Genomic DNA, 24,050 nt, shown 5'->3' on the forward strand with positions numbered 1-24,050 from the left:
CCACTCCTCAGTTTGTCGTTTCACGCCAGTTTTCGATCGGCGCGTAGTCCGTATCGATCTCTTCGGCGACGAATTCGGGCCCGGTCAGCGGCTCGCCGGACAGTGCCTTCAGGAAGGCCACCAGCTGCGCTTGTTCGGTCTCGGAAAGGTTCAACGGCTTGATGCGCGGATCCTTGTTTTCATCGTCACCGCCACCGGCGTTGTAGAAGGCCACCACATCTTCGAGCGTTTCCATCGTGCCGTTGTGCATATACGGCGCGGTATAGGTCAGCTCGCGCAGTGTGGGGGTTATGAAGGTGCCGAAGGTGTCTGCAGTGTGGGTGCGGATATACGCTCCGGGGTCGGCGCGCAGGTTCATGTAGTTCTCGACGCCGAGAAACTTCATCATCGTCACGAAGGTGATGTGACGGGTCGGGTCCGCCCAGATGTCAGGGTTGTCACCGACGCCGATATTGTGCGGCAGGTCATCGGTGAACCGTTCGCCCGAGTGGCACGAATTACAGCCGCTGGCGTTGAACAGCTCATACCCCGCCTTGGCCGCGTCCGACATCTCTCCGGTGTCGAAGGGCGCACCGCGCGAGATCAGCGTTTTCAGATATTCCGGGATCGCGTTGCGGACGCCACCGTTCGAAGGCTCACCAAATCCAGCAGCTTCGAACATCTCGACATAGACCGGGTCCTGCTTGATGCGTTCCTGCATCAGACGCATGTCCATGTTCATGGAATATGTCTCGGTGATGCTTTCGCGGGTCACGTCATTGAGGTTGGTGCCTATCCGCCCGTCATGGAACCATGCCTCGCGCTTGGCGCTGTTGATCAGCGTGGGCACATTGCGGAAATGCAGGTTGCCCGTATAGGCATCCGACAGGGCCTGCCCGTCGGTGAACCCGTTTTCCGGCTGGTGGCAACTGGAACAGGACAGCGCAGCGTCGCCGGACAGTCGCGGATCAAAGAAAAGTCGTTTGCCAAGGGCCGCCTTGGCTGGGTCGAACTCTATGGCTTCTACCGGGCCCGGCTCATCCGCCTGGGCCTGGTGAACCGGGAACGCAGCGCTCATCGTCAGCAGCGAAACTGTCGACAGCGCCGAGAACCATGTTCTGGCTTTGGTCATCATCTAAAAGCCCCTTTATCGCTATTCCGATCACTCGGTTTGGCCGAGGACCGGCTGAGCGAACCTTAGGGGGCAGATGTGTCACCAGAATTTGAAATGGATTAAAGAGTGTGAAGAGTTGTGAAGAAATGTAACGAGACCCTAGGCCATAAGGCTCCGGATAATACGTGCAAGACTTTGAACATCATACGGTTTTTGCACCCGCACCGTTTGATCGCTTTCAGCCGGACTGTCTGCATCATCGAAATAACTGCTGACAAGAATCGTCGGAACATCCGGTCGGACGGCCTGGACCGAGGCGATAAGGTCAGTGCCCATAAGCTCTGGCATCATCAAATCTGACACGATCACATCATAGCTGTCGGGCGCCGCCCGAAAGGCGTCCAACGCGCGCATTGGTTGCGAATAGGCCTCGACCCGGTAGCCATAGCGCGTCAGCAACCGGCGCGTGACATATAGAATGTTCTCATCGTCATCGACCAGCAGGATGTGTTCGTCCCCGGTGACGGCGCGGGCCTCTTGCTGCTGTTGCGCACTCAGAATCGGCATCATGGGATAGAACAGGCTGAACCGGGTCCCCTTGCCCGGCGTCGAGGAAAGTTCGACCCGCCCGCGGCATTCCTCGACGCTGTTGCGGACGATCGCCATACCCAGACCGGTGCCTTTCCCGACCGGTTTGGTAGAAAAGAAGGGTTCAAATATCTTCTCTTGCACCTCGGGCGTCATCCCCGGCCCGTCATCGGTCACATCCAGTCGGATCACCCCAATCGCATCGTCCGGCAGATCGTCAAGGGATTCATCCTCGGCCTGACTGATGCGCAACACAACGTCGCCCGGGTGATCGCCGACGGCTTCGAACGCGTTGTGGCACAGATTCAGCAGGGTCTGAAAAAACAGTGTACCGTCAAATTCAGCAAAAGCCTGTTCAATGTCGATGTCAAAGCGGGTCTTCACGCTGGGAGGCGCGGCAACCTTGATCAGGTCCAACGCCTCTTGCGTGGCTTTGACCATATCGCCGCGTTGCGGATTTCGAGGCCGCTGGCGGGCAAAGGTCAGCATCTTGCGCACAAGCGCCTGAGCGCGACGTGCCGCGATACGAATATGGTTGACCGAGGTCTGAATGTCCTCGTTGTCCTCGGCGTCCAACTCGATCAGCTCGGCATTTCCGATCACGCTCATCAGCACGTTGTTGAAGTCGTGCGCGACCGAACCTGCCAGAATGCCCACAGCCTCCATCTTCTGGACCTGCGCGAATTGCTCGCGCGTGCGGCGGGATTCGGTCATGTCCTCGCCGATACCGATATAGTGGGTGATGCTGCCATTCTGATCGACCAGCGGGAAAATCGCGGTCGAAACCCAGTAATGCGTCCCATCTTTGCGCAAGTTGCGAAACACACCGTACCAGCTTTGGCCACTTTTCAGCTTGGCCTTCAGGTCGCTATAGACCCCCTGCCCCGAATGCCCCGATTGCAGCATTTTGGGCGAATGGCCATAGACCTCGTGCGGACCGTACCCGCTGAGGTCAAAGAACTTTCGGTTGGCGTATTCAATCCTCAGATCGGTGTCGGTGATGATGATCGAGGCCGGGCTTTGTTCAACCGCCCGCGCCAGTTTGCGCTCGGCCAGTTCCACTTGTTCACGCAATGCAAGTTCGGCCTTCAGGCGACGGTTGGTGCGCAAGATATTGGCGATCAGCAAAGTGGTCAGGATCGCGATCACGCCCACCAAAACGATCAACCCCACCAGCAGAAACGAGAAATTTCGGACCAGACGTTCTCCGTCCAAGAACGCGCGCACCATACTGGACAGACTGCGGTCGCGTTCTTGCACCCACAGGGTTTCGAGGGTCTGCAACGCCGCCAGGGCGTCGCGGTCATCCACACGCACCAACGCATCGATCTGCTCTGCGCTCAGGCCTGCGGCGATACCCTCCTCGATCAAAGGGATATTGCCAGTGTATTCCATGGCCACGGCTTCGATCTGCGCTAACGCTTCCAATTCAGTGGGGGATGGGTTCGAGGCGCGATAGGCCGCGATGGTATCCAGCAGGCTTTGGGACTGCCGTCGCAGGCGTGGACCTAAATCGGGGTCATTGCGCAGCACATAGTTCTTAAAGTTGTGGATCAATCCGCCATAGCCAAAGTCTTCGCGAATGTCCGATATCCAATAGCCACGCGGTGTGGTCTCGACCGAATAGTCCTGCCATGCCATTCGCATGTCACCTATCCGGTTCCCGGTTTCGCGAGACATATACAGAAAAACTGACAGAATGATCGCCAAAGCGATGCCAATCACAAATGCAACGGCCAGAGGCCGCTTCAGTGATCCATCTTCCTCTTGGGAGCTGCTGTCCATTTTTGTCCCCTATCCCGTTGAGAACCGGGATAAGGGCGTTGCCTGACAGGAGGAATGCGCCACATCCGCGCGTGCAGCCCTAAGCTTTGGACTTGTCCGTGGTCAGACCATTGGTTTCCGCAACGAAATCAGCCAGCATGGGTACATAGTCGTCACCCCGACCCGCAGCCTCCATCGCCGCAAACGCGTTACGCAGAGTCGCCTGTACCGGCGTGACCGCGCCGATACTATTGGCCAGGTTCGCGACATACCGCATGTCTTTATGCGCGTTCGTGATGGCAAAGCGATGGGCGTTTTCGTCCCCTTCGAGCGTCCATTTCATGAATGTATCGTAGAACCCGTTGGACAGGCGGCTGGGACGCAGAACAGAATCCACCTGTTCAACGGTCAGCCCAGCCTTGCGGGCAACGGCCAGCGCCTCGGAATACAGAACAGCATAGCCCATGGCGACGAAGTTGTTGACCAGCTTCATCTTGTGACCCATCCCGACCTCACCCATGTGCACGACCAGACCGGCCCAACATTCCAGTACCGGTTTGATGCGCGCCAAGGTTTCGGGCGATGCGCCGACCATTGTATCCAGCGTTCCGGCCTCGGCCTCTTTCGGAGTTCGGCCCAAAGGTGCGTCTGCAAGATCCATGCCCGCAGCCCGCAGCTCATGCACAAGTTGCAAGGTCGACACGGGATCCGATGTCGAACAATCAACAACCACCAACCCTTGTTTGCCCGAGGCCAGGATACCGTTTTCGCCACGGATCAGCTGTTCGACCTGCGGGCTGCCCGAGACGCACAAATGGATGATGTCGCAGGCCTCGGCCATTTCACGCGCCGAGGTGACTTCGGTCGCACCACGCTGCACAAGATCTTCGACGGGTTGTCGGTTGCGATGCCCCATCACCACAAGGGGGTATCCTTTTTCGACGATGTTTTTGGCCATGCCATGACCCATCAGCCCAACGCCAATGAATCCGATAACGGGTTTGTTCATGTTCAGTCCTTTTCTGATCCGGCGTTTGGACTTAGCTGTCCGAGGATTGAGCCCAAAGGTTGACCTCGCCATTCTGCGAATAGCGGTCGATTTCGGCCAGTTCATCGGCCGTGAATTCAATATTGTTCAGCGCCCCGACGCAGTCGACGATCTGTTCACTGCGGGATGCACCGATCAACGCCGTGGTGATCCCGCCATCGCGCAACACCCAGGCAATCGCCATCTGCGCCAGCGTCTGACCGCGCCTCTTGGCGATCGCATCCAGATTGCGCAGGTTCTCGATCGTGCTTTCGGTCAGCAGATCGGGGTTCAGTGATTTGTCTTCGGTTGCTCGGCTGCCTTCGGGCACGCCGCTCAGATACTTGCCGGTCAACATCCCCTGCGCTAGAGGGGTGAACGCGATCGACCCGATCCCCAACTCTTGCAGATTGGCTTTCAGCCCGTCCGTCTCAACCCACCGGTTAATCATGTTGTAGCTGGGCTGATGAATGATGCAGGGCGTGCCAAGGTCCTTCAGGATCGCCGCAGCCTCGCGCGTGCGTTGGGAATTATAGGACGAAATCCCCACATAAAGCGCCTTGCCAGAGCGTACGATCTGATCCAGCGCGCCCATGGTTTCTTCGAGCGGCGTGTTCGGATCAAACCGATGCGAATAGAAGATATCCACATAATCAAGACCCATCCGCCGAAGGCTTTGGTCACAGGACGCGATCAGGTATTTCCGGCTGCCCCATTCGCCGTAAGGGCCTGGCCACATGTCATATCCGGCTTTGGACGAGATCACCAATTCATCCCTGTAACCGGCAAAATCATTTTTCAGGATTTCACCAAACGCCTCTTCAGCGCTGCCCGCAGGCGGGCCATAATTGTTGGCCAGATCAAAATGCGTGATCCCCAGGTCAAATGCCGTTCGACAAAGCTTTTGTTTCAACTGGTGAGGCCGGTCAGCACCAAAATTATGCCACAGCCCAAGCGAGATCGCGGGCAGTTTCAGACCGCTGTTGCCGCAATAATTATAGGTCATCTCCGCATAGCGTGTCGCGCTGGGCACATAGGTGTTCGACGTCATTTTCGGGTGTCCTGAATCAGTGATGTCATTGCACCCCGCGCTCGCCACGACACCAAATGCGTAGCTGATGTTCAGCGCAGGTTGCCCGGATCATATTCCGTCGGCAACTTGCGCTCAAATGTCTTTAACCCTATTAAAAACATCTTATTGAACATCAGGAACATGGCCATGGCACGCCCAGATCGCGTTTTCAAAGCCGCCTATAATGCCATGCTGGACGCTTTGGTCGCCAATCCCAGCATCCAGAACATCTCGGCGATCGCGCGACAATTGGATGTCAGCAGAACAACCGCGCGCGCAATTCTGAACAGGTTGGAAAAAGCGGGGATATTGACACAGGCCGGGCCAGACCGGCAACTGCTTCGGGTCCCTCAGCGGCGGGATTATTTCGACGCAAGTGAAACCATGGACATGCGCGACGCCTTGGAGGCCACGTTCATGCAGATGATCCGAAGTGAGGATATCGGTCCGGGCGCGCTGCTGAACGAGAGGCTTCTGGCGCGACAGCTCAACGTCTCGGTTCAGACCATGCGCGAATTTCTGATCGGGCTCAGCCGGTTCGGGTTCGTCCGCAAGGACCACCACCGCCGATGGGTTTTGGAAGGCGTCACCAGAAAATACGCGTTAGAGCTGCATGAGGTCCGCGTGATGTTCGAAAGCAGAGCAGTCGAGAAGCTCTGCCAAATCCCCGAGAATGACCCGTTCTGGGGCGGGCTCATCAGATTGAAACAGGATCATCTCGAGATTTCGGCGCACTCCGATTTCGCTGACTTGGATTTCCCCGCCCTGGACACCAAGTTTCATCGGTTTCTGAACGCGCATGCCGACAACAGGCTGATCGTGGGGTTTCAGGACGCGATCTCGATGATCTTCAACCACCACTACCTTTGGCCGCTGGAAGATCAGATGCACCATCACCTGACCGCGACCTCAGATCACCTGCAGATCATTCAGGCGGTTCTGGAGCGCGACCACCGCAAAGCCCGCGCAGCGATGCAATCTCATCTCGACGCCACCCGGCACCGGTTCGAGGAGGCCACATCCTAAGACCCAAACTCAGACCGCCTGATGTACTTCGATGACGTTGCCTTCGGGGTCGTGAAAGAACACCTGATGCCATTCTTTGGCAAAGGCAGTTCCATAATCCGAATAGGTAATGCCGTTGTCGTCCAGTAGTTGCATGAAGGCCGCGATATCATCAGTTCTAAAAGCGATGTGGCCGCGTTCGACCGGGTTTATCGTTTCGCCATGCTTAAAGGCGACGCCGAGGTCTTTCTCGGCCAGGTGCATCTGCATCTGCCCATCGGTCGCAAAGCGGATCTTGCCGCTATAGCCCCGATCCTTCGTATCCTCGGATCGTGGGAAATTCTCGATCGGGATGTCATCCAACCCAAGAACGCCTGTGTAAAAATCGTGGAGGCGATCCACATCTTGCGAGACAAAGTTGATATGGTGGAATTCCAATTTCATATCCGCGTCTTTCCATCGGCTGAGCATAGGTTTTTTCAGATCGCAGATGATCAGAACCCGATGAATTCAACAATCACAAATCCGACAGAGATCCCTGAGGAACGGGCCAAACGGCATCTGCAATCGAACCGCAGCCGCAGGCAATTTGCAGAGATTCAAAACAACAACCTTGAAAAACAGCCCGTTTAGAGTGTCACTGTCAGTATGAAGATCGGAAAAAACTCATGAAGTCATGGATCATCATGGTTCATGTCTGCTGGGCGCTGGTCCTTGCTGCATGCGCGCCCACGTCCCGGACCTATGAAAAGACGGTGACGCGATCCGTCGCCGCCGAACCGACAAGCCAGCTTTACCGCGCGGCCAGAAGGTTGGGCGATCCTGGCGACGGGCGATCGGGCGTACGACTTGTCAGCGATGGGGAACAGGCGCTGGTCATTCGGCTGCTGATGGCGGCAGCGGCAGAGCAAACGATTGATGCGCAATACTATCTGCTACACGACGATCCGACCGGGCATCTGTTTGCTGCAAGCCTGTTGCGTGCTGCGGACCGGGGTGTCCGCGTGCGCCTGTTGTTGGACGATATGGACACGTCCGGATACGATGCGATGACTGCCGCCCTTGATCTGCATGAGAATATCGAGATCAGGCTATTCAACCCGTTCTGGCGAGATCAAAGCCTGCTGATCGCCGGTCTGACCGACTTTAAACGCATCAACCGACGGATGCATAACAAGTCGATGACCGCAGACAATACATTCACCATTGTAGGTGGGCGCAATATCGGTGCCGAGTATTTTCTGGCCCGCGAGGAAATGAACTATGCGGATCTGGATGTGCTGGCCACTGGCCCAGTGGTCCGTCAGGTCTCGGACAGTTTCGATACCTACTGGAACAGTGAATTCGCCGTTCCAGCCGCTGTGGTGATTGATGAACCCCAGGGCGTTTCACTGAACGAGGCACGCGACCGGCTGGATGACCTTGTCGACGAGGCGCGCGATACGCCTTATGGCAACGCCCTGCGCAGGTCAGCGCAAGAGACCTTTGCCGGCAACGCATTGTCGGTTGATTGGGTTCAGGCCCGGCTATACGCCGACCCTCCATCCAAAGCAGCCGGCGCGGATGATCCCGAACAGATACTCGCGTCGCAATTGTTGCCCTATTTTGAGACCGCTCAAAACGAGGTCAACATCATCTCGGCGTATTTTGTGCCTCGAAACAAAGGGGTTGCATGGATGTCCGAGCTGGAAAACCGCGGTGTCGATATCAAGGTCGTCACCAATTCGCTGGCGTCAAACGACGTGGCGCCGGTCTATGCCCATTACGCCAAAAAGCGCCGCGCCCTGTTGCGCGCCGGCGTCGAGCTGTACGAGCTGCGCCCGGATGCCTATCAGGTTCAACAACGCGGTATTAACTGGGCACAATCCCGTTCGGGTCTGCATTCCAAGGCATTCACCATTGATGATCGCTACGTTTTCGTCGGGTCGTTCAATTGGGATCCCAGATCCGTCAACATCAACACCGAGATGGGCATCCTGATCGATTCGCCCGACTTGGCGGTTCGGACAATGGGCGCGCTGGACGAGGCGCTGCCCGCGTACACGTACAACGTGACACTTGAAGAGGCTGGCAAACTGGTTTGGACAACCCGGCAACAGGACGGCACTGTCCTGCGATATGACGCCGAGCCGACAGGATCGGCGTGGGATCACATAGTCTCGGGTGTTCTGGCCATTTTACCGATCGGTTCGCAGCTTTAAAACACAGCAGTCCGGGTTCAGACCCTTGCTTTTTCGAAGGCCGTCCATGCGGTTTCGAACGCGTCGAAATCAAAACCCAGCTGGGTGGCGGCGTCCAGAATGATACGCTCTGTCGTTAGCAGCTTTTGGATCGCGCCTTCCAGCTGATCGACGATATCCTCGGGAATGACCAATGCGCCGTGTCGATCCGCATGGATCAAATCACCTGGATCTGCCGTCATGCCAAAAACCGAGACCGGCGTGTCCAGATCGCGTACATGGACGAAACCATGGCTTGGACCAACTGAGCCTGCAACAACCGGGAATCCGTCTGGCAGATCACCAAGATCGCGCATTACGCCATTGGTCAACGCCCCTGACATGCCAAACCCTTTGTGAATGGTGGTGTTAATCTCGCCCCAATAGGCGCCGATGCAGTCGGGGTAATCCACATCTTCTATCACAGCGACCGAGGGCGCGGGGCCTTCAGCCATGTATTTGTAATAGTCCATGCGTCTGGCACGGATAACGTCGGGCTCCTCGGTCGGGGGAGCAACCGCTGCAATTTTTGCCGTGCGCGCATAGCCCACGATTGCAGGCTCATTCGGGGCCGAACACATCATGGTACCGCGCGTAAATCTGTCAAATCCTCGCTTACCCTGAGCGACTTCTATGGCGTTGCAGACAGTGGGCGTATCCACTTTGCGCAACAGTGACAAAAGGGATGGTGTCATATGTCCTCCAACCAGCGCGCCAAAGCCGCCGTTGTTTCGTTTGGTTTCTCCAATGTGGGCAGGTGACCAGCCCCATCAATGACGTGCAGTACGCTGTTTGGCAGTAGATCGTGCATCAACTGGTGGCGCTCGACCGGGCACAACCCGTCCTCTCGACCGCAAAGAACCAGCGCGGGTCCAGTATAGGCAGCCAAGGTTGCACGTTGATCGGGTCGGTCCATCAAGGCTTGCGATTGACGCAGAAAGACTTGAGGGCCCAGACCAGTTGCCATCTCCATGCACAAATCCAGAACAGCCCCCTGACGCGGCCCGTCTGCAAGATAGTTGGGCTTCATTTCGTCTCGCATTACATGCCACAGCCGCCCTTCGCGCACCGCGTCCATCTGCGGAGCACGGCGGGCTTTGACATCGGGCAGCTCGGCCATCGGGTTCGTGTCCAGCAAGGCCAGGCGTTCAATACGCTCGGGGGCCTGACGCAGAACCTCCATGGCAACAATCCCGCCCATCGACAAACCCGCCAGTGCAAATACGGGTGGCACGTTGCGCAGGATATCCGCTGCCAGTTCCTGCACGCTGTCGTGCTGACACAGGGGAAAGGTCATCATCGGTACCTTGCCGGACAACGCGTCAATCTGCGGGCCGAAAAGCCGCGCATCGCACATCATGCCCGGTAACAGAATCAACGGTGTCATGCGCGGGCCAGCTCTGCCCCTTGGGCCAGCGCCTCTAGCTTGGCATAGGCGATCTGCGGATCAATCGCGCCGAATCCCGCAAACGTCCCAAAACCGCAATCGCTGCCTGCGATAACCCGATCCTCACCGACAATACCGGTAAAGCGTTCAATCCGTTGCGCCACAAGCTCGGGGTGTTCAATGAAATTGGTGGTGGTGTCGACCACTCCGGGGACCAGAACCTTGTCATCGGGAATCTCAGCTTTACGATCCCGGAACACAGTCCACTCATGCGCATGGCGCGGGTTCGACGTCTCGAATAGGACATAGCGCGATTTTGTTGCCATCAGGGTGCTGAACACCTTGTCCATCGCGATATCGCAACAATGTGGGCCTTCATAGTTACCCCAGCAGATATGCACCCGCACCCGGTCCTGCGGCACGTTTTGCAGCGCATGGTTCAGGGCCTCGACATGCATATCCGCGATCTTGAGAAATTCGTCATCCGACAGGTCCGTGAACAACATGTGGCGGGACAGGGCAAGGTCGGGGCAATCCAGCTGAATGTCCAAACCTGCCGCGACAATGGTTTCGTATTCCTCTTTCATCGCATCCGCCAATGCGGCCAGATAAGCCTCGCGCGTTGGGTAGAAATCATTTTGCAGAAACAGCGAGATCACACCCGGTGACGCGGCATTCATGAAACCCTGAGCAACATCGTGCCGCGCCATGGCCGCCTTGAGGTTGGCGATGTCTTTCTGCAATTCACCTTGCCCCTTCGAGCGGACCTCGCCCGTGCACATGGGTCGCGCATATTTCGGGGTGCCGCCATCATCGGCCAGCCGCTGCAGAAAGCTTGGGAACATCTTGAGATCCGCCGGCGCATTGCGCGGGCTGTCTCCGGAAAACCCGGTATAGCGATCTTTGACATAAGTCGCATAGGAAATCTTCGACGTCTCTCCGTCGCTGACAACGTCTATACCAGCGTCGGCTTGTTGGCGGACGGTCTCGTCGACGGCGCCTGCCATGCAGGCATCAAAGGCTGCTGCGTCATAGGGTTCGCCATTTTCACGGGCAAAGATAAAGTCCACGACCTCTTGCTTACGTGGCAAAGACCCGACATGCGTGGTTTTTACAGGCATCTTTGGCCTCCTTAAAGTTTTCGCGCCATCAACACTGTGTGGCTTTGCGTTTCCGGATCCTCGGCCAGAAATCCGGTCATCTGAAGCCCGTTGTCCTCAAGGCACCCGGCGTATCCAGCGGGCGAAAGAGACGCATGGTAGACCGTTTCTGCGCCGACTGTACCGCTTGCCTCGCCCGCGCGCGGACCGACCGTCAACATCAGCATCCCACCAGATCGCAAGTGGCGCGTCATGCGGGCGATACAGGCTTTTTGCTCTGCGGCCGTCAGGTGAAAAAAGCTGTTCCATGCGATAATACCATCGAACTGACGACCCAGATCGAAATCCCGCATATCGGAATGCAGCCAGTCTCCGTCTGGCCACCGGTCGCGAGCGATGGCCAGCATGGCCTTGGAAAAGTCGACGCCCGTGACGTCAAACCCTTCGGCCATGAACCAACGGGCGATTGGGTCACCTGTTCCGCACCCCAGATCCAACACGTGATCACCCGGTTTAAGACTGGCCGTGAAGCGCGCCAACCAGCGCGCTTCGAACAGAGCTTTGGAACGACGTTTGTCATACTCTGTCGCCTGCCGCTCATAGACAGCATGGGTATCCTGCGGGTCTGCGGTCATCCTGTCCAGGTTGCTCCGGCCGGATCATTGGTTGCGGTAATCCGGTACAGGCCAGCCTGCCCGGTCATGGATGGGACAACACTATAGGATTCACCCGGCAGAACCAGAGCGGTGTCGCCCACAGACAATGTGGTCTCATGGTCGTCTACAGCAATCCGCCAATGCCCACTGGCCGGCATCAGAACCACGGGTTTGTCGCTTGTGACTGCGTCTGGCACACACGATCCTCGGCCCAGAAAATCGACTTCGAAACCGGGTTTGTCCTTGATCCATCCGTTCTCGCCTATCACCACTGCCGGCTTGTTGGCCGACAGGGCCATCAAGTCCCAATACCGCGCAACGTATTTGCCGACCACATCCTCGACCGGCACCTCGGGGTAGGCTTTCAGCTCTTCCTCGGTCAGCAAAGGCATAGGGCGCACGTTGTGGGGCAGCTCTTGCCCTTTCTTGCTGTCGTACAGCACGCCATTGTCACCCAGCATCAGGCCGTGGGCCTGCGCATCCTCGATCACTTGCGGGGCCCAAGTGACACCGCCTCCGGCATCGTCGCCGCCCAGGATGGACATGATCATCCCGTAATCCTGACCCACATTTTCGAACCCGCGAAAGATACCGGTGGGAATGTTGAAGATATCGCCCTCTTCGGCGATGAACTCACCCGCCGTGCCATAGCGTCCCCAGAAGAACCGCCAGCGCCCTTTGGCAACAAAGAACACCTCGGCCGTGGTGTGGCTGTGCAGTGAGTTGCGGCATTTCGGAGGCTGGCCTGCCGCACCGATATTAAAGCCGATCTTGTCGGTGATATGGACATGCTGATCGGGGCTTTCAGAAACGCCGCCGCCGATGATAGTAAAGTTCTCTTTCTGATCGCTTCCCGGCGTATGGGCGTCGATAAAGGCGGTTTTGCAGGGCTGCAACTCGCCGTAGCGGACGATGCGTTGTTGGATGGTGCTCATGGTGATCTCCTAATGGGGGGTGTGTTGCGATGGGGGTTAGCCCGTCGCCCCAGGAGGGTGATTGTTCAGCCGGCGCGCCCGCAGCGCGGAGCGGTGGCAATGATACCGCCGCGCCTGTTCGCTGGGCTTGAGGCAGGTTGGCATCACAGGTCTCCGGTCGCCAGAATAAGCTGCTTCCAGATCGCCGTTTCATCGAACAGGGTCCATTCGCGGCGCAGGCGGATATCGCCGCCGATCAACTCGCCCCATTCGGCGTGGCTGATGCCCATCACATACAGGTCCGCCCCGGTGGGCACGCCAAACGCCCCCCAACCATCATGTTTGCCATGCAAGCTCCAACGAATGGCCGAGCGGGGCGGCATGTTGGCATCCTGGCGACCGATCTGGTGATGAATAGTAAACGTCGCATTGGGCAGCGCGGCACGCAGAGACATCCAGAACCGGTCCACCGAGTCGCGCCCGTGGCCGGTAGCCCCACCGGGATATTCACTTTGCACGGCACGATCATAGTCGCGTTCAACCGCCCCCATATCCGCGCCCATCATCCGGATCAGCAGGTCAGCATGGCGCTGGCCCCATTCGTTGTCATTGCCCCGCCCTTTGTACGGCCCGTCCAGATCATTGGCCGGGGTGAGAGGTTTGACGCATGCCTCGGCCCCGCCCTCACGCGCGATCAGGTCGCGGGCAAATTCCTTGGGCTCCCACCCCATCTGCCGGACGATCGCGCCATTGTCGCGGATCAGCCATTCATCGTCGATGGCATTGTTGCGGGCATGGCAGTCGGCCAGAATGCGATAGCGCAGCTTGGACCCGGTCGCCTTGCCGAACGCGCCATCGCCCAAATGCGTGGCAGTGGACATGATGCGGTGGCTCGACAGCATCCCATCCTCAGGCGTGCCGGACCAGATCACATCCTCGCCCAGCAGGGTACGGTCGGGGAACTCGGCCAGCGTCGCCATGGTCGCGCCGATAACACCCTGATTGCCGGTCGAGACACTGCCCGGCATCCGCACGACGATATCCTTGCCGTAATACTCGTGCAGGGTCGCGATGCCGCGATCCTCCCAAATTTCTTTGGTGATGCCGATGATGTAGTCCGGGAAATCCCGGAATTTCGGATCAAAGCCCTTCATGTCTCAGTCCTTTGTGGTTCCCACCCCTTCGGCAACCGTGCCGAGGTCCGCACGATCAGCGGCCCGTCAATGGCCACTTTCCGCGGTTTGGCCGTGGCCGGGGTGTCGATATGGTCAAGCAATGCGGTGACGGTTTCAGCCACCATCAGATTGGCGCGCTGGCGGATTGTCGTCAGGTTATAGGCGGGCCACCCGGCGGGCGGCACGTCGTCATAACCGATGACCGAGACATCCTCGGGCACGCGCAGGCCCAGTTCAAAGCGGATCACGTCCATCACCGCCAAAGCCATGTGATCATTGGCCACAAATACCGCGTCGGGCCGTTTGCCGGGGACAACATCAAACATCCGGCGGGCGGCGGCGCGGGCGTTCTCAGTATGGAAATCTCCGACATCATGGGCGAACACATCCTGCCCGCCTTCAGCCAATGCCGCGCGGAACCCCGCCTCGCGGTCGCGCTGGGTCGAGGCGCCCTGCCAGCCCGCAACATAAGCAATGCGCTTATGCCCTCCGGCCAGCAGAAACTCGGCCACTTTGCGCCCGCCCGCATAGTTGTCCGAGGCCACCGTGGTGATCCCGTCAAGATCCTGCGTGCGGTTGAACAGCACCACCGGAACGCCGGCCTGCTGACAGCGCGTGGCGATATCCGACGACATTGGAACCGAGGCCAGAACGACCCCATCGACCTGATAGTCCAGTATTTCATCCATCACGTCATCAATATTCCCGGCCGAGCGTGAGGCCATGAAGATTAGCACGTGATAGCCCTGTTCCTGCAGCGCGTTGGAGAGCTTCTCAAGCGCCTCGGGGTAGAAGTAATTCTCGAGATACCCCACCACCAAACCGATGATCCGGCTTTTGCCTGACACCATGGCGCGGGCCAGAACATTGGGCCTGTATCCCAGCTCAGCAGCCGCCTTGCGCACTTTGTCTTCGGTCTTTTTGCTGACGGATGCACCGGGCGTGAAAACCCGGCTGACCGCTGACTGGCTGACACCGGCCAGTTGCGCAACCTGCAGGGATGTGACCTTTTCAACCATCCGGTTTCTCTCTGAAAAGTGCAGCCAGCAATATCATCCCAGCATCGAGCCCCATCGTCGGCATACCGCGCGGTACGGTCGGGTCGTGAATACTCAACCATGCATTGCCATCATGGTATTGATTCAGGGATTGCAATGCCGCCATTGAACCTTCGGTTTTTGCTATGTCCCGAAGACCGTCTATGGCATGCATCGGAGCTGTTTTTACAAACGCACGACCGCGCTGTTCACGTTGCGCACGAAATTCGGAAACCATAGCCTGGCTTTCGTCCTGCTTGGACACACCTTCATGGTCCCAACGTTTTGCGTCACGCATGACGGGGGCAACCCGCTCGGTCCAACGAAAACCGCGCGAGATCGTAGGAACCGCAAAGGTCAAATCGCAACAGGCATCCATGACACCACGCAGACTGTCCGGTACTTGAAAGTCACCCCGGGTGTCCGGCAGTTGGCTTCCGGGGCGCTCGCCCAGAAACTGAACAAATAGCTGATGCACCGTATCGGCATCGGGTTCGTTCAGTTTACCGATCCGTTGCTGCGCATCATCCCGAACAGAGTCTTTGTCGATCTGTTTCAATCCGTATTCGTCCAAGATCGGGCCAAAACGCCCCCAAAAGTGATGCGGTTCTTCATTCGCCATCCCGGCAGAGGGTCGATAGATCATCGTTTTGCCTTCTTCGACGATAGCATCAAGGATCGCATCCCGTAGACGGCGTTGAATGCTGATATCCTTGTCGTCATAGCGCATCAGTCCGCCGTCCACCCCCCGTCAATCAACATCGAGGTGCCCGTCACCAGCGCCGAAGCGTCCGAGGCCAGATAGGTTACGGCACCCATGATATCTTCGACCTCTCCCACGCGATCCAGCTTGATCTTGTCCATGATCCACGCGGCGCGTTCGGGGTTATCAAACGTGGATTGTGTCAGTGGCGTGCGGATGAAAGTCGGGCAGACCGTATTGATGCGGATGCGCTGTTTGCCCCATTCGATCGACATCGCTTTGACCATGCCCTCAAGCCCGTGTTTGGTGGCGCAATAGAGCGCCCGGTCCACGCCGCCCACATGGCCCATCTGGCTTGAGATATGAATGATCGACCCCGGCCTGTCCGCCGCCAGCAGCGCCTTGGCCGCATAGGACGACAGGAAATAGGCCGAACGCAGATTGACGCTGGTAACTGCGTCGAAATCTTCAGGCGTGGTCTCGACAGCCGGGCTGTGGCGGGCGGTTCCGGCGGAATTGACGACCACGTCATAAGTACGGCCTTCGAACAGCTGTTTCAGCGCCTGCAAGTCGCCCTGATCCACCACCGCAGCCTCGGCCGACCAGCCCTGCGCCTGCAGCGCGGCGACGGTCTCAGCCAGCCGATCCGCCCCGCGCGCAGCACAGACCACATGCGCCCCGGCCTCGGCAAGCGCCACGGCGCAGCCCTGACCGATGCCCGAGGAGGCACCGGTAACCAGCGCGGTTTTACCGTTTAGCGAAAACGAAGGGGTGCGAGGCAGGTCAGTCATCAGCTCATTCCATCGGGCATTTCAATTCGACCCAAAATCCGGGCTTTGTTGAATTCCCGCAGACGGGCGAACACGTCAACTCCCAGTTGGCGATAAGCATCCAGAAGATCGACCAGAACCCAGTTTTCGCGGATCAGGCCATTCTCGAGCCGCCAGAAATCCAGGCTGCGCATGGTGATCCGCTGGCCCGAGGGCGCAATCCCCATCCAACCGTCATGTGTCACCGTCTGGATCATGTTCGGCCAGCCGGTGACGGCGGCGTATTCGCCATCGCCAAAGAAGTGATAGGTGATGTCATCCACATACTTCCCGCGATCCGGCATCCCGTTCAGGAACGGAATCTGGTGCCAGTTGCGAAACCCAGCATAGCCGCGCCCGGTTCCGATCCCGGCGGGGCCGTACCAGTTCATGCGGGGATGCCAGAACTTTTCCATCTCCATCACTTCTGGCCCACCTTCTGATGGGTGTTTCTTGAGGTGATCCAGCATGTCGATGATGTGCTGGCATGTCTGCTGGCCTTTATCGGCATCATATGGCCCCGGCACCAGACCATCCTGCGTCGCGGGGCCCGGCACATGCCATTCATGCCCAAGACTGGGGGCCATGGGCCAGGCGTTGGCCTGCATCATCACTTCGGGGATGTCCCACAGCGCCTGCATCTCGACGATCTTGCGGTCGCGGAAGCGATAGAATTCATGGAACCGCATTGTCACCTGATGGCCGGTCGGAGGAATCTCCAACCACGGCCCGGTGAAGGAACCGGTATAATAGCCGCCGCAACCGACCCAATCCGCGCCGTGTTCATCCGGCCCGGCCATGACGATGTAGTCGCGCCGTTCCAAATCTGGCCATGCGTCCAGCAGACCCTTAAAGGCGGTGTCGTAGAAGGCATCGCTGCCGGTGCTGTCGCCAAACGGATGGCACAACCGAAACAGGGCGTCCGGGGCGCTGGCCTTGGCCAGCGCCTGCCGCACACCCGTTTCGGTAAAGTCATACATAGCCGCCCTGACCGGCGCGATCAGGACTTTATGCTGCGTATGAATATCACTCATTCGGCGGCGTCCCGATATGGGGCCGCCTCGCCATAGGGCACGTTGATCCCGCCATAGCGGCGGACGCGGACGTTGCATTGCTCGGCATGGCCCACGAAGCCTTCCAGCATACACAGGCGCGAGCCATATTCGCCGATCAGCGTCGCCGCCTCATCAGTAAGAACCTTCTGGTAGCTGTGCGTTTTCAGGTACTTACCCACCCAAAGCCCGCCGGTATAGCGACCGGCCTTCTTGGTGGGCAGTGTGTGGTTGGTGCCAATTACCTTGTCCCCGTTCGACACATTGGTGCGCGGCCCAAGGAACAGCGCGCCGTAGCAGGTCATGTTCTCAAGGAACCAGTCATCGCGGTCGGTCATGACCTGCACATGCTCAGAGGCGATATCGTCGGCGACCTGCAGCATCTCGTCATAGGTGTCGCAGACGATCACCTCGCCATATTCTTCCCACGACACTTTCGCGGTGTCTGCGGTGGGCAGGATACCCAGCAGGCGGTCGACTTCGACCAAAGTATCCTCGGCCAGCTTGCGCGAATTGGTCAGCAACACGCAGGGGCTGTTATAGCCATGCTCGGCCTGACCCAGCAGGTCGGTGGCGCAAAGCTCTGCATCCGCTGCAGCCTCATCTGCGATCACCATGGTCTCGGTAGGACCTGCGAAGAGGTCGATGCCCACGCGACCGAACAGCTGGCGCTTGGCCTCGGCCACAAAGGCATTGCCGGGGCCGACCAGCATGTGAACCGGGTCGATGGTTTCGGTCCCCAGCGCCATCGCGCCGATGGCCTGAATGCCGCCCATGACGTAAATCTCGTGCGCGCCGCCCAGATGCATGGCGGCGATCACTGCCGGGTTCGGTTTACCCTGAAACGGAGGTGTGCAGGCGATGATCCTTGGCACACCCGCCACGCTGGCTGTCGCCACCGACATATGAGCCGAAGCCACCATCGGGAACTTGCCGCCGGGCACATAGCAGCCCACCGATTGTACGGGGATGTTTTTGTGACCCAGAATGACGCCGGGCAGGGTCTCGACCTCGATATCCAGCATCGAGTCGCGCTGCGCCTGCGCAAAGTTGCGGACCTGTTCCTGCGCGAATTTGATATCGTCCAGCTCGCGCTCGGTCAGTTGGCCGATCAGCTCGTCGATCTGCTCCTGCGACAGGCGGAACGAGGCGGGCGAGTAATTGTCGAACTTCTCGCTCAGGTCGCGCACGGCGGCGTCGCCCCGGGTTTCGATGTCTTTCAGCGTGGCCTCGACCACGGCGCGGGTCTTGGCGTCATCCTCGGCCCGGTCAGCGTCGGATTTGCCGCGTTTGAGATACTCGATTGCCATAATCCTGATCCTTACTTGTCGGGGCGAGGGGCGGTCTTCTCACCCCGGTCATAGGCTTCCCAGCCCTCGCCATTGAACAGATCGACCCCCAGCTGCGCAGCCACATGGGCGAAATCCACATTCACCCAGTTGTCGACAATCTTGCCATCGACAACTTTCCAAAAATCCATATACCGGATTTCAACCCGCTTGCCGGTGGGGGCGATGCCCAGAAACTCGCCGGAATGCGTGGCCTCCTGGCGGCCAAAGGCAGCGGCCCATTCGCCCATGTAAAGACGCGCCTCATCAACGCAGGTCTTGTCGGAAAACGCGGCCTGGAACGGGCGCTGCCAGTTGTCCTGAAACTCTTTCAGGCCAGTCTTGGTGCCACAGCCCTGATTGCCCAACCAGCGGAATCCTTGCGAGAAGAACTCGCCGATATCATCAATGCGGTGGTCATTTAGACCGTCCACCATCGTCTCGATCACGCGGCGCGTTTCATCCGTTTTGGACATGTCCGTATCACGGGTCAGAACGGCTTGTTCCGGGCGGGAACCCTTCATTTCTTTATCCTTTTACTGCGCCAGCGGTCAGGCCACTAACGATTTGGCGTTGGAAGATCATCACAAGGAAGAACAGCGGGGCGATGATCGACACCGCAGCGGCCACAGCGACCACCTGATCGGTCGTCGTTGTCTCGCGGTTGAACATGCCCGCAATGGCGGGGACCATCGTCTGGTTCTGTGCATCAAGCAGCAGCGAGGTCACAAGAAAGTCGTTATATGCCAGCAGGAAGCTGAACAGCCCGGTCGTGATCACCCCCGGCCACATCACCGGCATGATCACGCGGCGGAAAGCCTGAAAGTGGTTGCAGCCATCGACCCGCGCGGCCTCGTCCAATTCGGCCGGAATGTTCTGGAAGAACGAGCGCAGCATCCAGATCGTGAACGGCTGGTTGATCGCAACCAGCACCGCGATCACGGCGAAAGGCTTGCCATAGAGCGTCGGTGCATTTTCACCCAGAATAGGCGCCAGCCATTCGGCCGAGTTGATGAAGACCGGCAGATAGCCCGCAACCAGAACCGAATGCGGCAACGCGCGAAAGATCAGCGCAATAAGCAAGATCCAGAAGGCCAGTGTCGAGCCCGACCGCGCCAGACCGTAACCCGCCAGCGTGCCTACGGTAAGCGATACGGTCACAACCCCGGCGGTCACGATCAGCGAGTTTTTGAAATTGTTGGAAAAGCCCCGATCGACCCAAACGGTCTTATAATGCTCGGTTGTCACGCCCAGCACATCGCGGCCAAGGGGACCGAAAAGCGGGTTCAGCACGTTCAGAACCGCAGGCAAGACCACAAAGAACACCAGCAGGAAGGCGATCAGGGCGACAAGCACTCCGACCACCCAACCGAACCATTCCTGGCCCTGTGATGTGTATTCCTTGATCTTCGCGGGTAGCACTTTGGTCACGACCATGGCCGCGCCCCAGATCACTGCGATGCCAAGGATGATATCCAGAACCGACAACCCGTTCCCTGTGGCCAGCGTCGCCGGGCCAAAGATCACGTTCAGCGCGTTGCTGTCATAGGCGTCAACGGGGGATTTGACGCTCATAATCGCGATCCAGACGATCGGGAAGGCGGCGACAAGGCACCAGAACGCCAGAAAGATGTTGGAGGTCAGCCGCAGGCTGAGAGGTTGGCGAAGCGCGCGCGAGGACATATCAGTGGCCTCCTTTATGGTCGCGCCAGGTGCGGCGCAGCGGTAGGATCAGCAGAAGGACGATCCCGATCATGGTCAGCATCGCGCTGGCCGAGGCCCGGCTGATCGACCGGTTGCCCGCCTGATCCGGCACGAGGAAGTCGAAGGTCAGCCATTGCAGTGAGATGACGTAAGCCTGGCTGGAGAAACCGACGATCTCTTCGAACACCCGGTAGGCGTCCATCAGGTGGATCATCGACACGAAGATGATCAGCGGCATCAGATGCGGAATGACGATGTACTTCATGCGCTGCCAGCGGGTCGCTCCGTCGATCACGGCGCTTTCCAGACTGTCCTGATTGACGGTCTGCAACCCGGCATAGAACACCACGGCCGCAAACGGGGCCACGTGCCAGACGCGGTAGAACATCATCAGGATTTCTATCGTCCACGCCTGCGCGAACAGGGCGATGTCGCGGTTCAACCACCATTCCAGCAACGCCGTCAGAATACCGTCCCCACGGAACAGCCAGTTGATCGACAGTGCGCCGATCACCGGCGTGATGATGAAGGGCAACAGCGAGATGAAGATGACCGGCCCGCGGATCGACCCCGCGGCGTTGTTGATCAGAACCGCGATGCCCAGCCCGAACCCGATGACCAGAGGCAGCGTGATCAGCGTGAAGGTCAGCGTGAACCGCAGCGCCTTCCAGAAGTTGATCGTGGACAGGACCGACCAGTTGCCCTCGGTGATCGCACGCCACGCGCGTTCAGGCTCCAGCACATTGCGATAGCTTTGCAGGCCGACATATTCGGTCTGGGTGATCACCTCGCCATGCTCATCCAACTTGGGCTGTGATTTCAACTCGGTCACGCAAGTCTGGGTCAGGAAGCCAGGGGTGCAGGTTTCAACTTCGACCGTCTCATAGACGGGTTGGGTGATGTAAAAGCTCTGCTTGAACACGCTGACCAACGGGAACGCGATAAAGAGAAGCATCATAAAGACAGAGGGGCCAACAAAGGCGGCAAATGTCCGGAAATTCATGGCTCTGCCTTTCTCATGGTTCTCGGGGTGGGGAATGCGGGAGGGCCGAAGCCCCCCCAGGAGTGGATCAGTTGCTGATCAGACCAGCCTCTTTCGCGGCGGTGATGTAATCCGCCTCGATATCGGCCAGCGCGGTCTGCGCGTCCTTGGCACCGGTCAGGTAATCGGCCAGACCATTGCCCAATGCGCTGTGAAGAACACCCATTGCGGCGCTGGCCGGGTAGGCCCCAGCACCGTTTTCCGCCGAAGCCGCAGCGCCAGCGGCCAGATCGCCGGGCTTATAGGCGGCGTTCAGCCAGACGGCGGTGTCATTGTTGGCGCTGACCATGTCGCCATCGATACCTTCCATGACCAGACGGAAGGCGGCGTCGGCCTCTTCATCGCTCATGTTCGAGGCGAGAACGATGCCGTCCCACCAGATCGTCGTAGAGGGACGTTCGGACCCCATCGGGGCCGAGGCCATAGTGACCTTGCCAACCACCTGGCTTTCGGCCTCGTCATTCATGGCAGCTGCGCGGCTGGCCCACAGGTTCGCCATGGCGATCTTGCCCTGCTGGAATTGCTGCTGAACATAGGTGGAGTCGGACACGAGATATTCCGGATCCATGAACTCGGTCATGGCCTTCATCGTCTCAAGCGCTTTGACACCCTTTTCATTGTTGATCGAGGGCATGTTGCCTTCGCCGATGAACGTGCCGCCTTCGCCCATATACATGTTGACGAATTCCTGGGCCAGGTTCCAACCCGTCTTAAACGTACCGCCGATGGGGTATTCCATCACGCCGGCCTCTTTGATCTTGGCCGCCGCCGCCAGAACATCGTCATAGGTGGCGGGCTCTTCGATGCCCAGATCGGCCAGAACGTCATTGCGGTACATCAGGTGCTGCGCGTTCACCATCATGGCAATCGCCATCACCTTGCCATCTACCTTGATCAACTGATTGGGCAGCAGGTCTTGACCGTATTTCGCAACCAGATCGTCCAGCGGACGGATTGTGCCCGCATTTAGCAGCGGGATCATGGTTTCATTCGCAACGCCGCCAATCTGATACAGTGACGGGTCGGCCGCAAAGGCCTCGGGCTGCTTTTCGCGGAATTCCTGGTCCAGCGATGCGCTGAAATTGCCGCATTCGGCCATCGCGTCCGTCACCGCTTTCCAGGCCTCAAAACCCGCTGACAGCGATTTCAGCGGCACTTCGTTTTCATAGGAACAGGCTGCCGATGCACCGCTTGCCGCGATGGCCATGGCGCCTGCCATTAGGATCGTCTTGAGTTTCATGCGTTTCTCCCTGTCAGGATGGGTCCGTCGTCGACGTCCGGACCGCTGTTATGCCCGTATGGGCTGTTTTTGGGGTTAGCCCCCGATCCGCGCACCGCTTCCAGCTTCGAAGAGGTGACAGATTTCCGTTGGCACCGAGAACGAGACGTTGTCCCCAATCTCGGCGCGGAATGATTTATCGGCCTTGACCGACACTAAAGCCCCGCCAACCCGGACCGAAATCATGGTCGCGTCGCCCAGCAATTCGAGTGTGTAGATCGGCGCGGTAATCTGGCCCGAGCCTTCGGCAAGGCTGGCATCCTCGGCCCGGAAGCCCAGCGTCATGGGGCCGTCCGGCGCGTCCACCGGTATCTCAACATTTTCCGCGCGGAACACCCCGCCCGCGACCTCACCCTCCATCAGGTTCATGGCCGGTGAGCCGATAAAGCTGGCCACAAAGGTATTCGCTGGTCGGTCGTAGATTTCGGTCGGGCTGCCGACCTGCTGCACCACGCCCTGTTTCATCACCACAACGCGATCGGCCAGTGTCATCGCCTCAATCTGGTCGTGGGTCACATAGATCGTTGTCACCGCCAGTTCGTGGCTGAGGTTCTTGATCTGCGCGCGTGTCGAAACCCGCAGCTTGGCATCGAGGTTCGACAGCGGCTCGTCCATCAGAAACACGTTGGGCTCGCGCACAATGGCGCGGGCCAGCGCCACACGCTGCCGCTGACCGCCCGACAGTTCGGCCGGTTTGCGATGCAGGAAATCGTCCAGTTCAACCATCGCGCTGGCACGGCGCACCTTGTCGTCATGGGTCGCTGGGTCGATGCCGCGCACCTTCAGAGGAAAGCGGATGTTTTCATAGACGTTCATGTTGGGATAAAGCGCATAGCTTTGGAACACCATCGCAACATCACGGTCCTTGGGCTCCAGATCGTTGACGACCTTGCCGTCGATCAGAATCTCGCCCTCGGTCACATCCTCAAGCCCGGCGATCATGCGCATCGTGGTGGTCTTGCCGCAGCCCGACGGGCCTAACAGCACCAGAAACTCGCGATCTGCGATCGTCAGGTCAAAATTGTGGACCCCCACGAAGGTACCCCAGCGTTTGCCGACGTTGCGCAATTTGATTTCCGCCATGGTGCCCCCAACA

The 24,050-nt window shown here is 58.5% G+C and carries 23 protein-coding genes; 2 read left to right on the forward strand and 21 right to left on the reverse strand.

Going from position 1 to position 24,050, the window contains the following annotated elements; translation table 11 throughout:
* Nucleotides 1–7: 7 nt before the first annotated feature.
* The 4 genes from ACR0DX_RS15100 to mgrA form a co-directional block, all read right to left on the reverse strand.
* Nucleotides 8–1,111 carry a cytochrome-c peroxidase gene (locus tag ACR0DX_RS15100; protein WP_480846593.1) on the reverse strand — a complete coding sequence of 368 codons (1,104 nt, stop codon included), beginning with the start codon at nt 1,109–1,111 and terminating at the stop codon, nt 8–10.
* Between the two features lie 141 nt (nt 1,112–1,252).
* A complete protein-coding gene (locus ACR0DX_RS15105) occupies nt 1,253–3,466 on the reverse strand; it encodes a hybrid sensor histidine kinase/response regulator (protein WP_480846595.1) in 2,214 nt (737 codons plus the stop codon).
* A gap of 79 nt (nt 3,467–3,545) precedes the next feature.
* On the reverse strand, nt 3,546–4,559 hold the full coding sequence (locus ACR0DX_RS15110; RefSeq protein ID WP_480846597.1) for an NAD(P)-dependent oxidoreductase: 1,014 nt from the start codon (nt 4,557–4,559) through the stop codon (nt 3,546–3,548).
* The gene (gene mgrA / locus ACR0DX_RS15115; RefSeq protein ID WP_170356021.1) at nt 4,486–5,523 is read right to left on the reverse strand and encodes an L-glyceraldehyde 3-phosphate reductase; all 1,038 of its coding nucleotides are present in this window, start codon (nt 5,521–5,523) and stop codon (nt 4,486–4,488) included. Before mgrA ends, ACR0DX_RS15110 begins: the two co-directional genes overlap by 74 nt.
* Before the next feature lie 168 nt (nt 5,524–5,691).
* Between mgrA and ACR0DX_RS15120 the strand changes: the two genes are divergently transcribed.
* Nucleotides 5,692–6,570, forward strand: a complete 879-nt coding sequence (locus ACR0DX_RS15120; RefSeq protein ID WP_170356020.1) for an FCD domain-containing protein — start codon at nt 5,692–5,694, stop codon at nt 6,568–6,570.
* Between the two features lie 9 nt (nt 6,571–6,579).
* Here ACR0DX_RS15120 and ACR0DX_RS15125 read toward each other — a convergent pair whose 3' ends face one another.
* On the reverse strand, nt 6,580–6,993 hold the full coding sequence (locus ACR0DX_RS15125) for a VOC family protein (RefSeq protein ID WP_170356019.1): 414 nt from the start codon (nt 6,991–6,993) through the stop codon (nt 6,580–6,582).
* Nucleotides 6,994–7,217: 224 nt separating this feature from the next.
* Between ACR0DX_RS15125 and ACR0DX_RS15130 the strand changes: the two genes are divergently transcribed.
* Nucleotides 7,218–8,750 carry a phospholipase D-like domain-containing protein gene (locus ACR0DX_RS15130; protein ID WP_480846600.1) on the forward strand — a complete coding sequence of 511 codons (1,533 nt, stop codon included), beginning with the start codon at nt 7,218–7,220 and terminating at the stop codon, nt 8,748–8,750.
* A 17-nt stretch (nt 8,751–8,767) separates the two neighbouring features.
* On the opposite strand, the gene ACR0DX_RS15135 is transcribed toward ACR0DX_RS15130, so the two are convergent.
* The 16 genes from ACR0DX_RS15135 to ACR0DX_RS15210 all read right to left on the reverse strand — a co-directional run bounded on the left by ACR0DX_RS15135 (nt 8,768) and on the right by ACR0DX_RS15210 (nt 24,037).
* Complete coding sequence (locus ACR0DX_RS15135) at nt 8,768–9,463, reverse strand: RraA family protein (RefSeq protein WP_170356017.1); 696 nt, start codon at nt 9,461–9,463, stop codon at nt 8,768–8,770.
* Nucleotides 9,460–10,155, reverse strand: coding sequence for an alpha/beta fold hydrolase (locus tag ACR0DX_RS15140; protein WP_170356016.1), 696 nt, complete (start codon nt 10,153–10,155; stop codon nt 9,460–9,462). Before ACR0DX_RS15140 ends, ACR0DX_RS15135 begins: the two co-directional genes overlap by 4 nt.
* Nucleotides 10,152–11,276, reverse strand: coding sequence for a cobalamin-independent methionine synthase II family protein (locus tag ACR0DX_RS15145; RefSeq protein ID WP_170356015.1), 1,125 nt, complete (start codon nt 11,274–11,276; stop codon nt 10,152–10,154). The genes ACR0DX_RS15140 and ACR0DX_RS15145 overlap by 4 nt, the downstream gene beginning before the upstream one ends.
* An 11-nt stretch (nt 11,277–11,287) precedes the next feature.
* Nucleotides 11,288–11,890, reverse strand: a complete 603-nt coding sequence (locus ACR0DX_RS15150; RefSeq protein WP_170356014.1) for a class I SAM-dependent methyltransferase — start codon at nt 11,888–11,890, stop codon at nt 11,288–11,290.
* A complete protein-coding gene (locus ACR0DX_RS15155) occupies nt 11,887–12,846 on the reverse strand; it encodes a cupin domain-containing protein (protein WP_170356013.1) in 960 nt (319 codons plus the stop codon). The genes ACR0DX_RS15150 and ACR0DX_RS15155 overlap by 4 nt, the downstream gene beginning before the upstream one ends.
* A 143-nt stretch (nt 12,847–12,989) precedes the next feature.
* A complete protein-coding gene (locus ACR0DX_RS15160) occupies nt 12,990–13,979 on the reverse strand; it encodes a nuclear transport factor 2 family protein (protein WP_480846604.1) in 990 nt (329 codons plus the stop codon).
* Nucleotides 13,976–15,019: a LacI family DNA-binding transcriptional regulator gene (locus ACR0DX_RS15165; protein WP_170356011.1), complete on the reverse strand. Its 1,044-nt coding sequence runs from the start codon at nt 15,017–15,019 to the stop codon at nt 13,976–13,978. Before ACR0DX_RS15165 ends, ACR0DX_RS15160 begins: the two co-directional genes overlap by 4 nt.
* On the reverse strand, nt 15,012–15,767 hold the full coding sequence (locus tag ACR0DX_RS15170) for a hypothetical protein (protein WP_170356010.1): 756 nt from the start codon (nt 15,765–15,767) through the stop codon (nt 15,012–15,014). Before ACR0DX_RS15170 ends, ACR0DX_RS15165 begins: the two co-directional genes overlap by 8 nt.
* Complete coding sequence (locus tag ACR0DX_RS15175) at nt 15,767–16,531, reverse strand: SDR family oxidoreductase (protein WP_170356009.1); 765 nt, start codon at nt 16,529–16,531, stop codon at nt 15,767–15,769. Before ACR0DX_RS15175 ends, ACR0DX_RS15170 begins: the two co-directional genes overlap by 1 nt.
* On the reverse strand, nt 16,531–17,583 hold the full coding sequence (locus tag ACR0DX_RS15180) for an ester cyclase (protein WP_170356008.1): 1,053 nt from the start codon (nt 17,581–17,583) through the stop codon (nt 16,531–16,533). The genes ACR0DX_RS15175 and ACR0DX_RS15180 overlap by 1 nt, the downstream gene beginning before the upstream one ends.
* Nucleotides 17,580–18,911 carry a histidinol dehydrogenase gene (hisD, locus tag ACR0DX_RS15185; protein WP_170356007.1) on the reverse strand — a complete coding sequence of 444 codons (1,332 nt, stop codon included), beginning with the start codon at nt 18,909–18,911 and terminating at the stop codon, nt 17,580–17,582. Before hisD ends, ACR0DX_RS15180 begins: the two co-directional genes overlap by 4 nt.
* 11 nt (nt 18,912–18,922) lie before the next feature.
* Nucleotides 18,923–19,453, reverse strand: a complete 531-nt coding sequence (locus ACR0DX_RS15190; protein ID WP_170356006.1) for an ester cyclase — start codon at nt 19,451–19,453, stop codon at nt 18,923–18,925.
* Between the two features lie 4 nt (nt 19,454–19,457).
* Nucleotides 19,458–20,612: a carbohydrate ABC transporter permease gene (locus tag ACR0DX_RS15195; RefSeq protein WP_170356004.1), complete on the reverse strand. Its 1,155-nt coding sequence runs from the start codon at nt 20,610–20,612 to the stop codon at nt 19,458–19,460.
* Nucleotide 20,613: 1 nt separating this feature from the next.
* On the reverse strand, nt 20,614–21,591 hold the full coding sequence (locus ACR0DX_RS15200) for a carbohydrate ABC transporter permease (RefSeq protein WP_480846608.1): 978 nt from the start codon (nt 21,589–21,591) through the stop codon (nt 20,614–20,616).
* A 112-nt stretch (nt 21,592–21,703) separates the two neighbouring features.
* Nucleotides 21,704–22,915 (reverse strand): ABC transporter substrate-binding protein, encoded by a 1,212-nt coding sequence (locus tag ACR0DX_RS15205; protein ID WP_170356000.1) that lies wholly within the window; start codon nt 22,913–22,915, stop codon nt 21,704–21,706.
* A gap of 75 nt (nt 22,916–22,990) precedes the next feature.
* Complete coding sequence (locus ACR0DX_RS15210; protein WP_353392822.1) at nt 22,991–24,037, reverse strand: ABC transporter ATP-binding protein; 1,047 nt, start codon at nt 24,035–24,037, stop codon at nt 22,991–22,993.
* Nucleotides 24,038–24,050: the final 13 nt, after the last annotated feature.

The sequence above is a fragment of the Ruegeria sp. D3 genome (genome assembly GCF_056534465.1).

Excerpts from the sequence above, each read along its gene's own strand:
- ACR0DX_RS15100 (WP_480846593.1), bottom strand. The coding sequence starts at position 1,111 with ATGACCAAAGCCAGAACATGGTTCTCGGCGCTGTCGACAGTTTCGCTG.
- ACR0DX_RS15105 (WP_480846595.1), bottom strand. The coding sequence starts at position 3,466 with ATGGACAGCAGCTCCCAAGAGGAAGATGGATCACTGAAGCGGCCTCTG.
- ACR0DX_RS15110 (WP_480846597.1), bottom strand. The coding sequence starts at position 4,559 with ATGAACTGGCCGAAATCGACCGCTATTCGCAGAATGGCGAGGTCAACC.
- mgrA (WP_170356021.1), bottom strand. The coding sequence starts at position 5,523 with ATGACGTCGAACACCTATGTGCCCAGCGCGACACGCTATGCGGAGATG.
- ACR0DX_RS15120 (WP_170356020.1), top strand. The coding sequence starts at position 5,692 with ATGGCACGCCCAGATCGCGTTTTCAAAGCCGCCTATAATGCCATGCTG.
- ACR0DX_RS15125 (WP_170356019.1), bottom strand. The coding sequence starts at position 6,993 with ATGAAATTGGAATTCCACCATATCAACTTTGTCTCGCAAGATGTGGAT.
- ACR0DX_RS15130 (WP_480846600.1), top strand. The coding sequence starts at position 7,218 with ATGAAGTCATGGATCATCATGGTTCATGTCTGCTGGGCGCTGGTCCTT.
- ACR0DX_RS15135 (WP_170356017.1), bottom strand. The coding sequence starts at position 9,463 with ATGACACCATCCCTTTTGTCACTGTTGCGCAAAGTGGATACGCCCACT.
- ACR0DX_RS15140 (WP_170356016.1), bottom strand. The coding sequence starts at position 10,155 with ATGACACCGTTGATTCTGTTACCGGGCATGATGTGCGATGCGCGGCTT.
- ACR0DX_RS15145 (WP_170356015.1), bottom strand. The coding sequence starts at position 11,276 with ATGCCTGTAAAAACCACGCATGTCGGGTCTTTGCCACGTAAGCAAGAG.
- ACR0DX_RS15150 (WP_170356014.1), bottom strand. The coding sequence starts at position 11,890 with ATGACCGCAGACCCGCAGGATACCCATGCTGTCTATGAGCGGCAGGCG.
- ACR0DX_RS15155 (WP_170356013.1), bottom strand. The coding sequence starts at position 12,846 with ATGAGCACCATCCAACAACGCATCGTCCGCTACGGCGAGTTGCAGCCC.
- ACR0DX_RS15160 (WP_480846604.1), bottom strand. The coding sequence starts at position 13,979 with ATGAAGGGCTTTGATCCGAAATTCCGGGATTTCCCGGACTACATCATC.
- ACR0DX_RS15165 (WP_170356011.1), bottom strand. The coding sequence starts at position 15,019 with ATGGTTGAAAAGGTCACATCCCTGCAGGTTGCGCAACTGGCCGGTGTC.
- ACR0DX_RS15170 (WP_170356010.1), bottom strand. The coding sequence starts at position 15,767 with ATGCGCTATGACGACAAGGATATCAGCATTCAACGCCGTCTACGGGAT.
- ACR0DX_RS15175 (WP_170356009.1), bottom strand. The coding sequence starts at position 16,531 with ATGACTGACCTGCCTCGCACCCCTTCGTTTTCGCTAAACGGTAAAACC.
- ACR0DX_RS15180 (WP_170356008.1), bottom strand. The coding sequence starts at position 17,583 with ATGAGTGATATTCATACGCAGCATAAAGTCCTGATCGCGCCGGTCAGG.
- hisD (WP_170356007.1), bottom strand. The coding sequence starts at position 18,911 with ATGGCAATCGAGTATCTCAAACGCGGCAAATCCGACGCTGACCGGGCC.
- ACR0DX_RS15190 (WP_170356006.1), bottom strand. The coding sequence starts at position 19,453 with ATGAAGGGTTCCCGCCCGGAACAAGCCGTTCTGACCCGTGATACGGAC.
- ACR0DX_RS15195 (WP_170356004.1), bottom strand. The coding sequence starts at position 20,612 with ATGTCCTCGCGCGCGCTTCGCCAACCTCTCAGCCTGCGGCTGACCTCC.
- ACR0DX_RS15200 (WP_480846608.1), bottom strand. The coding sequence starts at position 21,591 with ATGATGCTTCTCTTTATCGCGTTCCCGTTGGTCAGCGTGTTCAAGCAG.
- ACR0DX_RS15205 (WP_170356000.1), bottom strand. The coding sequence starts at position 22,915 with ATGAAACTCAAGACGATCCTAATGGCAGGCGCCATGGCCATCGCGGCA.
- ACR0DX_RS15210 (WP_353392822.1), bottom strand. The coding sequence starts at position 24,037 with ATGGCGGAAATCAAATTGCGCAACGTCGGCAAACGCTGGGGTACCTTC.